The organism is Ferriphaselus amnicola, assembly GCF_000974685.2.
Classification (GTDB): Bacteria; Pseudomonadota; Gammaproteobacteria; order Burkholderiales; family Gallionellaceae; genus Ferriphaselus; species Ferriphaselus amnicola.
The window spans coordinates 2456644-2470215 of the sequence record NZ_AP018738.1 but is presented as its reverse complement, the minus strand read 5'-3'; the positions used below and the strand labels follow the sequence as shown (position 1 = coordinate 2470215).

14 protein-coding genes are annotated in these 13572 nt (G+C 56.3%); 12 read left to right on the top strand and 2 right to left on the bottom strand.

All coding sequences use genetic code 11. The features are described 5' to 3' along the window. The first annotated feature begins 12 nt into the window (after positions 1–12). The 12 genes from aceF to OYT1_RS12205 all read left to right on the top strand — a co-directional run bounded on the left by aceF (position 13) and on the right by OYT1_RS12205 (position 10503). Positions 13–1299 (top strand): dihydrolipoyllysine-residue acetyltransferase, encoded by a 1287-nt coding sequence (gene aceF, locus OYT1_RS12260; protein ID WP_062626551.1) that lies wholly within the window; start codon positions 13–15, stop codon positions 1297–1299. Positions 1300–1319: 20 nt separating this feature from the next. Continuing rightward, positions 1320–1994 carry a nicotinate-nucleotide adenylyltransferase gene (nadD, locus tag OYT1_RS12255; protein WP_062626552.1) on the top strand — a complete coding sequence of 225 codons (675 nt, stop codon included), beginning with the start codon at positions 1320–1322 and terminating at the stop codon, positions 1992–1994. Beyond that, complete coding sequence (gene rsfS / locus OYT1_RS12250) at positions 1988–2338, top strand: ribosome silencing factor (RefSeq protein WP_062626553.1); 351 nt, start codon at positions 1988–1990, stop codon at positions 2336–2338. Before nadD ends, rsfS begins: the two co-directional genes overlap by 7 nt. Continuing rightward, a complete protein-coding gene (gene rlmH / locus OYT1_RS12245; RefSeq protein ID WP_062626554.1) occupies positions 2335–2805 on the top strand; it encodes a 23S rRNA (pseudouridine(1915)-N(3))-methyltransferase RlmH in 471 nt (156 codons plus the stop codon). Before rsfS ends, rlmH begins: the two co-directional genes overlap by 4 nt. A gap of 7 nt (positions 2806–2812) precedes the next feature. Beyond that, a complete protein-coding gene (locus OYT1_RS12240; protein ID WP_062626555.1) occupies positions 2813–3433 on the top strand; it encodes a Maf family protein in 621 nt (206 codons plus the stop codon). After that, a complete protein-coding gene (gene rng, locus OYT1_RS12235; protein ID WP_062626556.1) occupies positions 3430–4884 on the top strand; it encodes a ribonuclease G in 1455 nt (484 codons plus the stop codon). Before OYT1_RS12240 ends, rng begins: the two co-directional genes overlap by 4 nt. A 13-nt stretch (positions 4885–4897) precedes the next feature. Next, positions 4898–5548: an RluA family pseudouridine synthase gene (locus tag OYT1_RS12230; protein ID WP_062626791.1), complete on the top strand. Its 651-nt coding sequence runs from the start codon at positions 4898–4900 to the stop codon at positions 5546–5548. Positions 5549–5618: 70 nt separating this feature from the next. Beyond that, entirely contained in the window at positions 5619–6023 is a 405-nt protein-coding gene (locus tag OYT1_RS12225; RefSeq protein WP_062626557.1) for a hypothetical protein, read from the top strand. Positions 6024–6118: 95 nt separating this feature from the next. Further along, on the top strand, positions 6119–6958 hold the full coding sequence (locus OYT1_RS12220) for a Tim44 domain-containing protein (RefSeq protein ID WP_062626558.1): 840 nt from the start codon (positions 6119–6121) through the stop codon (positions 6956–6958). A 1-nt stretch (position 6959) separates the two neighbouring features. Continuing rightward, complete coding sequence (locus OYT1_RS12215) at positions 6960–7535, top strand: ubiquinone biosynthesis accessory factor UbiJ (RefSeq protein ID WP_062626559.1); 576 nt, start codon at positions 6960–6962, stop codon at positions 7533–7535. A 3-nt stretch (positions 7536–7538) separates the two neighbouring features. Further along, complete coding sequence (gene ubiB / locus OYT1_RS12210) at positions 7539–9062, top strand: ubiquinone biosynthesis regulatory protein kinase UbiB (protein WP_062626560.1); 1524 nt, start codon at positions 7539–7541, stop codon at positions 9060–9062. Between the two features lie 109 nt (positions 9063–9171). Further along, positions 9172–10503, top strand: a complete 1332-nt coding sequence (locus OYT1_RS12205; RefSeq protein WP_062626561.1) for a TolC family outer membrane protein — start codon at positions 9172–9174, stop codon at positions 10501–10503. On the opposite strand, the gene OYT1_RS12200 is transcribed toward OYT1_RS12205, so the two are convergent. Both OYT1_RS12200 and OYT1_RS12195 read right to left on the bottom strand, forming a co-directional pair. Further along, positions 10439–11083, bottom strand: coding sequence for a nucleotidyltransferase domain-containing protein (locus tag OYT1_RS12200; RefSeq protein ID WP_197714087.1), 645 nt, complete (start codon positions 11081–11083; stop codon positions 10439–10441). The genes OYT1_RS12205 and OYT1_RS12200 overlap by 65 nt on opposite strands. After that, positions 11080–13377: a penicillin-binding protein 1A gene (locus OYT1_RS12195; protein ID WP_062626562.1), complete on the bottom strand. Its 2298-nt coding sequence runs from the start codon at positions 13375–13377 to the stop codon at positions 11080–11082. The genes OYT1_RS12200 and OYT1_RS12195 overlap by 4 nt, the downstream gene beginning before the upstream one ends. Positions 13378–13572: the final 195 nt, after the last annotated feature.

Genomic DNA, 13572 nt, shown 5'->3' with positions numbered 1-13572 from the left:
GAGGAAACGAACATGGCTGAACAACAAGTTCTAGTGCCGGACATCGGCAATTTCAAAGATGTGACGGTGATCGAAGTGGCGGTCAAGGTGGGCGATACGGTGAAGGCGGAAGACACGCTGCTTACCGTGGAAACCGACAAGGCCACGATGGATGTGCCGGCACCCTTCGATGGCGTGGTCAAAGAGCTCAAAGTCAAAGTTGGCGACAAGGTGTCGGAAGGTGTGCTGATCGCGGTGCTGGAGGCGAGCGGTGTCGTTGCTGCTGCACCGGCTGCGGCGGCTCCTGCCGTTGTTGCACCCGCAGCTCCGGCTCCTGTCGTTGCTGCGCCTGTGGCTGCTCCAGTACCCATGCCTGCACCAGCAGCACCCAGTGCGCCAGCGACTGCCGTGGGTAAATCCCACGCGAGTCCGTCTATTCGCCGTTTCGCTCGTGAACTCGGCGTGGATCTGTCGCTGGTCAAAGGCTCGGCAGAGAAAGGCCGCATCACCAAGGACGACGTGCAGAATTACGTCAAGGCCGCACTGTCCACTCCGCGTGGCACTGCAACCGGTATCGGTGGTATCCAGTTGCTGGACATGCCGGTGGTGGATTTTGCCAAGTTCGGCGAGATCGAAAGTAAGCCACTGTCGCGCATCAAGAAGATTTCTGGCGCTAACTTGCATCGCAACTGGGTCATGCTGCCGCATGTCACACAGTTCGACGAGGCTGATATCACCGAGCTGGAGGCTTTCCGTAAGGAGATCGGCGCGGAGTACGCCAAGCAGGGTGTTAAGATCACGCCGCTGGTGTTCTTGCTCAAAGCGGTGGTCATGGCTTTGCAGAAATTCCCCGAGTTCAACGCGTCGCTGGATGCCAGCGGCGAGAACCTGATTCTGAAGAAATATTTCCACATCGGCGTGGCAGTGGATACGCCGGATGGTCTGATGGTGCCGGTGATCCGTGATGTGGATCAAAAGGGGCTGGTGCAACTTGCCAAGGAATTGGGCGAGATCAGCCAGCGCGCGCGCGACAAAAAACTTACGGCTGCCGAGATGCAGGGCGGTTGCTTCTCCATCTCCAGTCTGGGCGGTATCGGTGGCACGGCGTTCACGCCGATCATCAACGCGCCTGAAGTCGCCATTCTGGGCGTATCGCGTTCCAGCATGAAGCCCGTGTGGAAAGAGAGCGAATTCGTGCCGCGCTTGATGTTGCCGCTATCATTGTCGTATGACCATCGCGTCATCGACGGTGCCTCCGGCGCGCGCTTCACCACCGCACTGGCGCAAGTGCTATCCGACGTGCGCCGTCTGGTGCTGTAAGCGATATGGCCGACTGAATCGTGACTACGCCACCGCTCATTCGGCCTATCGGCATCCTCGGCGGTACCTTCGACCCGATCCATCACGGTCACCTGCGCTTGGCGCTAGAAGCACTGGAACAGTGCGACCTGCGCCAAGTTCGCTTTATCCCTAACGGTACACCGCCGCATCGAGGCACCCCATTTTCCACACCGCAACAGCGATTGGAGATGGTGCGTTTGGCCTTGCAGGGCAATCCCAGCTTTACTCTCGATGAGCGCGAGATCTTTCGTGCTGGGCCGTGCTATTCGGTTCACACGCTGGAATCGCTACGCGAGGAGTTGGGCGCGCAACAGCCGATCTGCTTATTGCTGGGTAGTGATGCTTTCCTGCAACTGCACACTTGGCATCAATGGACGCGTTTGTTCGAGTTGGCGCACATCGTGGTGATGCAGCGTCCCGGCTTGCCATTAGGTAATGCCATGTTGCAAGCCGACGAGGTGTTGCGCCTCGAATACTTTGCTCGTTTGGCACCGGCACCGTTGAAGTTGCACGAGCAAGCCGCTGGAGCCATCGTCGCACTGGATATGCCGCTGCTGGAGATCTCGGCTACCGATATCCGCTGCCGTGCCGCGACGGGTCGTCATCTACGTTATCTCGTGCCGGATAGCGTGGCTTGGTATATCCACACTCACCATTTGTATCCGACATGCTGAGCATCGAACAAAAAACGGCCGCCGTCGTTGCGGCACTCGAAGACATCAAGGGTGAACACATCACGGTGCTCAACACCAGCCGGCTGAGCCCTTTGTTCGAGCGCATGGTCATCGCCAGCGCCCAGTCCACTCGCCAGACCAAGGCGCTGGCCGATCATGTGATCGACAAGTTGCTGGAGCAGGGCGAGCGTGCCCGCGACATCGAAGGGGGACGCGGCGGTGAATGGGTGCTGGTGGACTTGGGCGACATCATCGTCCACGTCATGCAGCCCGCCGTGCGCGCCTATTACAATCTTGAAGAGCTGTGGGGCGACCAAGCGCCTGCCGCGCGCCACTTGACGTGAAGCTGCTGATTGTTTCTGTCGGCCACAAGATGCCGGGCTGGATCGCCGAAGGTTATGCGGAATATGCTAAGCGCATGCCGCGTGAGGCGAGAATCGAGCTGGTCGAACTTAAACCTGAGCCGCGTACAACGGGCAAAACCACCGAGCAGATCATGGAAGCAGAGGCTGGCCGCATTTTGGCAGCCTTGCCGAGCGGTGCGCTGATTTGTGCGCTAGATGAACGCGGTGCGGCGTGGACGACACGCAAACTGGCCGACGAGATGAGCAGCTGGATGGGCGAAGGGCGCGATGTCGTGTTCATCATCGGCGGAGCCGACGGTCTGCACGATACAGTGAAGCGGGCGGCACACAAACTGCTGGCGCTCTCTGCCTTGACCTTGCCGCACGCCATGGTGCGCGTGCTGCTGGCCGAGCAGTTGTATCGGGCGTGGAGCCTCATGCACAATCATCCCTATCACCGAGAATGAACCGACCATGAGTCTGACCCAACATCGTATCTACCTTGCTTCACAAAGTCCGCGCCGCCGTGAATTGCTCAAGCAGATCGGCGTGAACTTCGGCTCGCTGTTGTTGCGTAGCGATTCTGGTCGATTGCCGGATGTGGATGAGACACCGCATCCCGATGAAACGCCTGAGATCTATGTGCAGCGTGTTTGCCGTGAAAAGGCAGCGGCAGGCTGGAAGATCATGCAGCAGCGCAATCTGCCGCCGTTCCCAGTATTGGCGGCGGATACGACCGTGACGCTGGACGGCCAGATCATTGGCAAACCCCATGATCGCGAAGCTGCGGCTGCCATCTTGCGCCAGCTTTCGGGGCGCGAACATCAAGTGTTGACTGCCGTGGCGGTGGCGCGCGAAGCTCAATGCGAGCTGCGTCTGTCAATTACGCGTGTTACCTTTGCTGAACTGAGCGAGGAGCGCATCCATCGATATCTGTTGACCGGCGAATCGCTGGACAAGGCAGGCGCTTACGGAATTCAGGGGCATGCTGGGACCTTTATTCGTCGTATCGAAGGCAGTTATTCTGGGGTGGTCGGTCTGCCCTTGTGCGAGACGGCCGAGCTGCTCGAACTTTTTGGGTACCCAGTTACATGAACAACGACATTCTTATCAACATCACCCCGCAGGAAACGCGTGCTGCGGTGATGCAGCTTGGCGTGGTGCAAGAGCTACATATCGAGCGTGCTAGCCAGCGCGGGCTGGTCGGCAACGTCTATCTGGGCAAAGTCAAGCGCGTGTTGCCTGGGATGCAGTCGGCGTTCATCGATATCGGGTTGGAGCGCTCGGCTTTTCTGCACGTGGCTGACATCTGGGAGAATCGCAACAACGGCGATGCGGCGAAGCCGATCGAGAAAGTATTGTTCGAAGGTCAGTCCATACTTGCGCAAGTCATCAAAGATCCCATCGGCACTAAAGGCGCGCGTCTATCCACTCAGATCAGCATCGCTGGACGACTCGTGGTGTATCTGCCGCAGGAAACGCATATCGGCGTGTCACAACGTATCGAGGATGAGGCTGAGCGTGAGTCGCTGCGTAGCAAGTTGTCGAGCCTGCTGCCGGAGAATCACAGCGGCGGTTACATCATCCGCACATTGGCGGAATCTGCTTCCGACAAGGAATTCCAAGCTGACATGGAGTATCTGGCGCGGCAGTGGCAGAAATTGCAGGAAGACGCCAAGCGTCATGCTGCCCCTGCACTGCTGTATCAGGAGTTGGATCTTGCCTTGCGCGTGTTGCGTGATTTTGTCAGCGAAGACACCACGCGCATCCTAGTGGATTCACGTGGCACTCATCAACGGATGCAAGCGTTCGCACAGGATTACATGGCTGATGCGTTGCCTAGACTGGAGCACTACACCGGCGAACGTCCATTGTTTGATCTGTATGCAGTGGAGATCGAAATCGAGCGTGCCTTGTCGCGGCGCGTGGATCTGAAGTCCGGTGGTTATCTGATCTTCGATCAGACCGAGGCGCTGACTACGGTGGACGTGAATACCGGCGGCTTCGTCGGTGGGCGCAATTTCGACGACACCATTTTCAAGACCAATCTGGAGGCGGCCCAAGTCATTGCACGCCAACTGCGTTTACGCAACCTTGGCGGTATCATCATTTGCGACTTCATCGACATGGACACACAAGAGCACCGAGATGCGGTGCTGGATGAGTTCAAGAAGACCTTGGCGCGTGACCATACTCGCATCACGGTGAATGGCTTTTCCGCTCTGGGTTTGGTGGAGATGACGCGTAAGCGTACTCGTGAAAGTCTGGCGCACATTTTGTGTGAGCCTTGCCCGACTTGCCAAGGGCGAGGCGAGGTGAAGACGGCTCAGACCGTGTGTTACGAGATTCTGCGTGAGATCGTGCGCGAGGCTCGCCAGTTCAATGCCCGCGAATACCGCATTCTCGCTTCGCAACACGTCATTGACTTGTTCCTCGACGAAGAGTCGCAAAGCCTAGCCCAACTTTCCGATTTCATCGGCAAGTCGGTGTCGCTGCAAGTCGATAGCCTGTACTGCCAAGAACAATACGATGTGATCTTGATGTAGTCGTTTGCCCGCCGTGGATAAGCAGCATCAATACTTCCCGCCGCTAGATTGCGGCTTGGCTCTGATCCATCAAGACGCGTCGTTGTTGGTCGTGGATAAGCCCGCTGGGCTATTGGCTGTGCCAGGACGGGGCGAGGACAAGCAGGATAGTCTGGCAACACGATTGCAGCGCCAATTTCCAGAGGCATTGGTCGTGCATCGTCTGGACATGGCGACTTCCGGTTTGATGCTGTTTGCGCGCAATGCCGAGGTGCAAAGGCGGATGTCTCGTGCATTTGCGGAGCGCAGAGTCGAAAAACGCTATCTTGCCGTTGTGGCGGGTCAAATGGAAACGTCTGGCGAGATCGATTTGCCCATTCTCGCTGACTGGTTGAACCGCCCCTTGCGCAAGATAGATGCTGAGCAAGGTAAGCCCTCGCTTACGCGCTATACCTTGCTGAAACATGATTCTGTTTTGGATATTAGTCGAATCGAGTTGGAGCCTGTCACGGGGCGTACCCATCAGTTGCGAGTGCATCTGCAGGCCATCGGCCACTCAATTCTTGGCGATACCTTGTACCAAGGTAGGGCGGCAGCCCGTTTGTTATTGCATGCATCTCGATTAAATTTCGAGCATCCAATCACGGGTGGCGCGTTACATTTCCTCAGCGATGCGCCCTTTTGAGCGACTAAAGGTTAATCCATGATTGCCGATACAAAGACCGTTCGCCCCTCTATCTTCAGGATGAGTCACCATGAAAAAACGTAGCCGGATCCGAGTTCCCGTCACGCAGGGACTGAAGGACATCTATGCGATGGATATGCACCTGCCCTATCAGTCGGCCTGTGCTGGGAAATTCACCGTGGTAGCGTTCGCACGTATGGCGGCGGCGATTTCAGTCGTGCGTTATGCGCTGGAGCTGGGGCAAACCAAAACACCCGAAGCTATACCCATCCTTGAGGCAGCTATCGCAGTTTTGCAGCACGTGCGTCAACGCGGTGACGAGAAAGAGGTCTGGGAGATCACCGAATCTGAACGTCCTGCCGTGCTCGACGGCATCCAAGTCGCAGAACAGTGCATCGGTACCTTAAGCGTCTCGATGTTGGAGCAAGCCGCCGCGCTACTGCTGCAACAGGTCAACAGCGAAACTGCTGTCTAGTTCCACACCGAAAACCGAGTGTCCATCGGATTAAGCTGTTGCGTGCAGCGATGCTATACTGCGCGCCGTTTGTTCAATTACCTGTAGAGGAATACATGAAACGTTTTTTGATGCTCATTACCTTGATCTTCACTTGCCTAGGACTGTTTGCGGTAGAGGCCGAAGCCAAGCGTCTTGGCGGTGGTGGCAGCATTGGCAAACAGCGCAGCATGAGTCAGCAACAGATGCAGCGTCCTCCGGCAGCTGCTCCAGCGCCGACAGCACCTGCCGCTCCAGCCCCAGCTGGCAACAAGTGGTTGGGCCCGTTGGCTGGCTTGGCAATCGGCGCTGGTTTGGGTGCTTTGTTCGCTGGTAGCGGCATGGGCGGAGCGATGGGCGGCATCTTGATGGCGATCCTCGCTGCCGTGGCTGTGATGTTCGTTATCTCTATGTTCCGCAAGAAGCAAGCCGCTCAACCTATGCAGTACGCCGGTGCCGGTGCGCCTTACTCGCCACCTCCAGTGATGGAGCAGGTGCAGCAGGGTTCGGGTTCTTCTGCCGCACCTGTTGCTGCCGCGAATATCCCTGCTGGTTTTCCCGTGGATGCGTTCATTCGCAGCGCTAAGACTTCGTTCATTCGCCTGCAAGCTGCCAATGATCGTAAAGATCTGAATGATATTCGCGAATACGCCACGCCGGAGATGTATGCTGAAGTCTCGATGCAGATTCAGGAGCGCGACAACACGCCACAAAAGACCGATGTGACCAGCATTAATGTCGAGCTGATCGAAGTGGCAGAAGAGGGCGATATCGCCATCGCCAGCGTGCGTCTGAGCGGTCAGTTGGTGGAAAACGGTGCTGCACCTGAGCACTTCGACGAAATCTGGCACGTGCAAAAGAATCTGCGCGACGACAAGGCGGTGTGGCTGTTGGCAGGTATCCAACAAGTCAACTGAGATGTTTGCTCAGCCGGCCATCGCTACGCTCAACCATCTGCTTGCGGGCAGTGGCTGGGCGCAGCCTCGGCTGGCCAAGTTCGCAGGTAAAACGGCGCAATTCCGCATTGCGCCGTTTTCCATTGCTTGCATCGTGGGGGAGGATGGCTTGCTGAGTGCGACGGAAGAGGTTGTCAGCGCAGATGCTGTGTGCGTCCTGCCGCCTTCGCTGCTGCCTCGTTTGGCGTTTCAGGACGAGAGCGCCTACAGCCAAATCCAGACATCCGGCGATGCCGCGCTGCTGGCCGAGATTTTCTATCTCAGTCGCAATCTGCGTTGGGATGCGGCGGAAGACATCAGTCGTGTGACCGGAGACATTGCGGCCCAGCGCATTGTGCAGCTTGTCACCGGCAAGCACCGCCAAATGCGCGCCACAGCCCTGAACCTGTCGCAAGCGCTGGCCGAATACTGGACGGAAGAACGCCCGCTGCTGGCCAAACCGGAGCAGGTGGCTGGATTCGTACAGCAAGTGGATCAGTTGCGCGACGACGTGGCTAGACTGGAACAGCGCTTGGCTAGGCTTTCCAGCGGAAAGTAATTCATGCGATTGTTGCGTGTCCTCAAGATTTTATTTGTCGTGCTGCGCTTCGGCTTGGATGAGTTCATTCTTGCCCACGAACGCACCGCCTTTTTGCGTATCACCCTCAATTGGTTGATGTTCTTTCGCGATACCGATGCGCCTCGTGCTGAACGCTTGAGATTGGCGCTGGAGTCGCTAGGGCCGATCTTCGTCAAGTTCGGCCAGATGTTGTCCACCCGCCGTGATCTGATGCCGACTGACTTGGCCGACGAGCTGGCGAAGTTGCAGGATCAGGTGCCGCCGTTCCCATCGTCGCAAGCCATCGCCTTGCTGGAGGCTAATTTTGGTAAGCCTTTGAGCCAGGTGTTCGCCCGCTTCGACGAGATACCGATCGCCAGCGCTTCTGTCGCACAAGTGCATTTCGCCGCTTTGCCCGATGGCCGCGAGGTCGCTGTGAAGGTGCTGCGTCCCGGCATCGCTCGCGTGATCGAACACGATCTCGACTTACTCGATGCTGCCGCAGCATTGCTGGAGCGATTCTGGGCAGATGGCCGCCGCCTCAAGCCGCGTGAAGTGGTGGCTGAATTTTCCAAGCATTTGCACGACGAACTCGACTTGATGCGCGAGGCGGCCAGTGCCAGCCAGTTGAAGCGCAACTTTGCCACGTCCAATTTGCTGCTGGTGCCCGAGATCTATTGGGATTGGTGCTCAGAGTCGGTGATGGTGATGGAACGGATGCACGGCATTCCGGTGAGTCAGGTGGAGGCGATCCGTGCAGCCGGCGTGGATATTTCCAAGCTGGCGGCTGACGGCGTAGAGATCTTTTACACCCAAGTGTTCCGTGACGGTTTTTTCCACGCCGACATGCACCCTGGCAATGTCCAAGTGGCGCGTGACGGACGCTACATCGCGCTGGATTTCGGCATTATGGGCACGCTCACTGATACCGACAAAAGCTATCTGGCGCAGAACTTCATAGCCTTCTTCCGGCGTGATTACAAGCGAGTGGCTGAAGTCCACATTGAATCTGGCTGGGCGCCCGCTGACACGAGGGTGGATGAATTGGAAGCGGCTATCCGTTCGGTGTGCGAACCGATCTTTGATAAGCCTCTGCGGGAGGTTTCGTTCGGGCGCGTGCTATTGCGGCTGTTCCAGACTTCGCGTCGCTTCGGCATTGAAATCCAGCCGCAACTGGTGCTGCTGCAAAAGACTTTGCTCAATATCGAAGGGTTGGGGTTGCAACTCGATCCCGAACTCGATCTGTGGAAAACGGCCAAGCCATGGCTGGAACGCTGGATGAGCGAGCAAATCGGCTGGCGAGGCTTCGTTAAATCTATGCAGGAAGAGGCGCCTCACTACGCTATGCTGTTGCCACAACTGCCGCGCTTGCTGTATCAGCGTTTAAACGATAAGCGTCTCGACCAACTCGAAGATATATTGGAAATGCACTTCCGCCAGACTCAGTTGCGCAACCGCTGGCTGATGGCGATCACGGCGGTGCTGACGGCGATGCTGATATGGATGGTTTACGGCGCGTTGAAATAGCCGCCCGATTTGATGCGTATGTGGCTATCGAAGCTATAATGCGCCGGAAAGTTGCACTAAATACGAGCGTTTTGATAGCATTAGAGAAGTCTTATATAGGTATTCCTCGATGAAACTTAAGTCCCTTTACTGTTTGCTGGCCATGTTCGCCGCGCCTGTGGCGCAGGGCATGGACTTGCTGGACGCGTACCATGCAGCGCAAGGATTGGACTCCATATTCGCCGCTGCCCGTGCCACCCATCAGGCGGGTCAGGAAAAGCTGACTCAGGGGCGCGCTCTGCTGCTGCCTAGCGTCAATTTGGTAGCTAACAGTACGTTCAATAACTCGACGACTAACTCGGCGACTAACGCTCGCTTTGGTTTGCCGAATCCCTATACCAGCCGCTACAACAGTTACGGCTACACCGTTGCGTTGGTGCAGCCCTTGTTTCGCCCACAGAACTGGTTGGGCTATAGTCAATCTGAGTTGCAAGTGGTGATGGCGGATGCTCAGTTTCGCGCTGCCGAGCAGGACTTGGTGTTGCGTGTGGCACAAGCCTATTTCGATGTGCTGATGGCACAAGATAGTGTGCAATTGGCTGAAGCGCAAAAGACTGCCATTGCTGAGCAGTTGGCTCAAGCCAAGCGAAACTTTGAAGTGGGCAGCGCTACTGTCACCGATGTCTATGAAGCACAAGCCCGCCACGATTTGGTCAACTCGCAATTGATCGCTGCCCAAAGTGGCTTACTTGTGAAGCGTCGCGCCTTGCAGCAACTCACTGGCACTACCAGCAATGATTTGCGTATCTTGAATCAAGAGCTACGACTTGACCCGCCTCAGCCGGCGGTGATGAGTGGCTGGATCGAAACGGCCACTTTGCATAATCCGCAAGTAACCGCCGCGCAAGCAGGTGCCGAGCTCGCTGATAAGGAAGTGACGCGCAGCATGAGTGGCCACTCACCGACGGCAGATATCGTTGCCAGCTATGGGCAGAACAATGCTAACGGCGGCACCTTCGGCTTCGGTAGTGATACCCGCAACACCGTCGTCGGAGTGCAAGTGACGGTGCCTATCTTCCAAGGCATGGCAACCCAATCAAAATGGCGCGAAGCGGAGGCTAATCGTGAGCGCGCTCGTCAAGAGCTAGAAACCGCGCGTCGCAATGTCGAGTTGCAAACGCAGCAAGCCTATCTGGGGGTGGAAAGCGGCATCGCTCAGGTGGGTGCCTTACAACAGGCACTGAAATCCAGCGCGAGTTTGTTGGATGCCAGCAAGTTGGGGCAGGAAGTCGGCGTTCGTACCAACCTTGATGTGCTCAACGCGCAGCAGCAACTCTATGCTACCCGCCGCGACCTTTATCAGGCGGAATACAACTTCCTGATGAGCCGTTTGCGTCTCAAAGCGGCTGCGGGCGATCTGAGTGAAGATGATCTGGCTGCGGTGAATCAGGCATTGTATTGATTTGACTATCGTGTAATAGCGCAGTCACCGCTGCGATGTCGGCATGAGTTTCCGGTTTGCGTCCGCTGCTATGGCGGGCGCTGTCGGGGAGTACAGTCAGATGTAGCGGGACACCAGACTCTGTTTGCAGCGTGTAGTTGGGTACGGTCTGCATCCTGCCTGATAGTGACACTTTCCATTCGCCACCATCGAATTCGATCCCGAGTTTGAGTAGGTAGAGTAACACCGCCTTCTCATCATCCGAAAACACCACTAGATTGATGTCTGACTGTTCACCAGCTGTTCCGCTCAAAACAGAGCCGGTCAGGTACGGGTGGAACTGACTGAGCTGCTGCATGGTGTAGAGCGCCTGTTCGCGTAGGGCGCGTACCACGCTGGGGTGGCTGTCGTGCTGATACAAGGCGCGAAAGCTACGCAACGCCGCTTCCACTTCCTGATTGCTCGGTAGGTGGTGCGTGTCAGGAGCTCCCATTTGGCGGGCAGCCTTGCGCTTGGCAAAGGCAAAATCGGTGACGCCATCCTCGGCTATCAGACGAGCCGCGTGGTGCGCGATTTGCTCGCGCATCAGGTCACGTTTCATGGCGAGAACAGCTTGTCCTTGATAGCCTCGAATGGCTTGGCTAACGTTTCCAGGAGGGATGCGGGAGCGTGTTCTTCGTAGAAGAACTCTGTGATGGCCCCGTCTGGGTCGCGTCGGCCACTATCGTTGATTTTTAACGCAACCATGCCTTCGGGCATCTGATATTCGACTTCAGGCACGTCTTTCAGTGCCTTAGCCATATAGCCCATCCAGATCGGAAGTGCTGCCATCCCACCGGTTTCCTTGTCACCCAGAGAGCGTGGAGTGTCGAAGCCGATCCAAGAGATGCCGACCAATGAAGCCTGGAAGCCACAGAACCACGCATCCATCGAGTCACTCGTGGTTCCAGTCTTGCCCGCGAGGTCATGACGTCCAAGTTGCATCGCCCGCGTTGCTGTTCCCCGGCTCACTACATCTTGCATCATACTGATCATGGTGTAGGAGTTGCGCACGTCAATCACCTGTTCAGCGGAATCGCCAGCGACTAGGGGCTTGGCTAGGCTCAGTACTTTGCCCTTGCCATCCTCGATGCGGTCGATGAAGTAAGGCGCAATGCGGTAGCCGCCGTTGGCAAAGGTGGAGTAGCCGACCAGCATCTGCATCGGTGTGACCGAACCTGCACCTAATGCCGTCGTCAGGTAAGGCGGATGCTTCTCGGGATCGAAGCCGAAGCGGGCGAGGTGTTCGCGGGCGAACTCAGGCGTGATCGCTTGCATGATGCGCACTGTCACCAGATTCTTAGACTTGGTTAAGGCTGCGCGCACCCGCATCGGACCATCGAACTTGCCATCAAAATTTTTAGGTGACCAAGCTTCGCTACCAGTTTGCGAGGAGTCAAAAGTCAGCGGGGCATCCTGAAAGATGGTGGCTGGGGTAATGCCCTTCTCCAGCGCCGCTGAATAGATGAACGGCTTGATACTGGAGCCAGGCTGTCGCCAAGCTTGGGTAATGTGATTGAACTTATTGCGGCCAAAATCGAAGCCGCCTACCAAGGCAAAGATCGAGCCGGTCTGTGGGCTGGCGGCGACGAACGCGGCTTCGACTTGGGGCAATTGTGTAATCTGCCATGCGCCTTTGTCATTGCGTTGTACTCGTATGATGGAGCCAACTCGGATGCGTTGATTGAGCGGGGTCTTTTCACTAAATGCGCGCTGTGCAAACTTTAATCCGTCGCCACTGATCTCGGCAATCTCGCCTCCCCGGCAATACGCAGAGACGGAGTTCGAGCTGACGTTCTGGACAATGGCGGGCAATAGGTCATCGCTCTCACTGATTTCTTGCAGAGCGTCTTCCAGAGTCTCCTCACCGCCTTGGGCGATGCTCACAAAGCCTTCGGGCCCGCGGTAACCGTGACGGTGATCGTAGTCGATCACGCCACGACGAACGGATTCGTAGGCGGCCCGCTGGTCTGCTTGGCGAATGGTGGTATAGACGCGGTAACCTTGGGTGTATGTCGCTTCCTGAAAGCGGTCATAGACTTCTTGGCGCACCATCTCGGACAGGAAGTCGGCGCGTACCGCGAATGATTGATAGCCATGCTTGACGTTAAGCTGCTCGTCCTGAGCGGTCTTGTACTCGCTATCGTCGATGAATTTTAGTTCGTGCATCCGGCGCAATACGTACATCTGGCGCAGTTTGGCGCGCTTGGGATTGGCAACTGGATTGTAAGCTGAAGGAGCTTTGGGTAGGCCGGCCAGCATTGCCATCTCTGCGGGATGTAGTTGATCCAGCGTTTTACCAAAATAAATCTGCGAAGCGGCGGCGAAGCCGTAAGCACGTTGGCCTAAGTAAATTTGATTGATGTAAAGCTGGAAGATATCGTTCTTGCTCAGACTGTGCTCAATCTTGAATGCTAAAAGCATCTCGTTGAACTTGCGGGTGATGGTTTTCTCTTTGGTGAGGAAGAAGTTGCGTGCCACCTGCATGGTAATGGTGCTGGCACCTTGCTTGGAGTCGGAGGTGAAGTTGGATAGTGCGGCACGCAGTACGCCAAGATAATCTATGCCACCATGCTGATAGAAGCGATCATCTTCTGCGGCCAAAATGGCTTTTTTCATTAAATCAGGGACTTCGTCAATCTTTACCAGTGCGCGACGCTCTTCGCCGAATTCGCCCAGCAGTACGCCGTCCGAGCTATACACCCGCAATGGTACTTTGGGGCGGTAGTCTGTCAGCACCTCTAACGAAGGCAGCGTGGGATAGGTCATGATGGCTGCAAAACCTAATATCAGTGCGGGCACTAGCACGGCAGCAAAGGCAGCAAGGGCGGGGTAGAACCACCAGCGAGAGGTCATGGTGTATGGTCGTATAAGGATGGGGCTGGGGCGGATTATATCGGCTAAGCGGATTAAAGATAAATAAATAGGTGCCGATGTGTCTCCTGGGGATTCGGTCGGGCTGCTACTTAATTTCCTAAAAAGTGAATAAAAAACAGCAAGGTTTATTTACACACCTAAAGGATGTTGTTAGGATGCCTCGCATAACTAAAA

Excerpts from the sequence above, each read along its gene's own strand:
- aceF (WP_062626551.1), top strand. The coding sequence starts at position 13 with ATGGCTGAACAACAAGTTCTAGTGCCGGACATCGGCAATTTCAAAGAT.
- rsfS (WP_062626553.1), top strand. The coding sequence starts at position 1,988 with ATGCTGAGCATCGAACAAAAAACGGCCGCCGTCGTTGCGGCACTCGAA.
- OYT1_RS12240 (WP_062626555.1), top strand. The coding sequence starts at position 2,813 with ATGAGTCTGACCCAACATCGTATCTACCTTGCTTCACAAAGTCCGCGC.
- rng (WP_062626556.1), top strand. The coding sequence starts at position 3,430 with ATGAACAACGACATTCTTATCAACATCACCCCGCAGGAAACGCGTGCT.
- OYT1_RS12225 (WP_062626557.1), top strand. The coding sequence starts at position 5,619 with ATGAAAAAACGTAGCCGGATCCGAGTTCCCGTCACGCAGGGACTGAAG.
- OYT1_RS12220 (WP_062626558.1), top strand. The coding sequence starts at position 6,119 with ATGAAACGTTTTTTGATGCTCATTACCTTGATCTTCACTTGCCTAGGA.
- OYT1_RS12215 (WP_062626559.1), top strand. The coding sequence starts at position 6,960 with ATGTTTGCTCAGCCGGCCATCGCTACGCTCAACCATCTGCTTGCGGGC.
- ubiB (WP_062626560.1), top strand. The coding sequence starts at position 7,539 with ATGCGATTGTTGCGTGTCCTCAAGATTTTATTTGTCGTGCTGCGCTTC.
- OYT1_RS12205 (WP_062626561.1), top strand. The coding sequence starts at position 9,172 with ATGAAACTTAAGTCCCTTTACTGTTTGCTGGCCATGTTCGCCGCGCCT.
- OYT1_RS12200 (WP_197714087.1), bottom strand. The coding sequence starts at position 11,083 with ATGAAACGTGACCTGATGCGCGAGCAAATCGCGCACCACGCGGCTCGT.
- OYT1_RS12195 (WP_062626562.1), bottom strand. The coding sequence starts at position 13,377 with ATGACCTCTCGCTGGTGGTTCTACCCCGCCCTTGCTGCCTTTGCTGCC.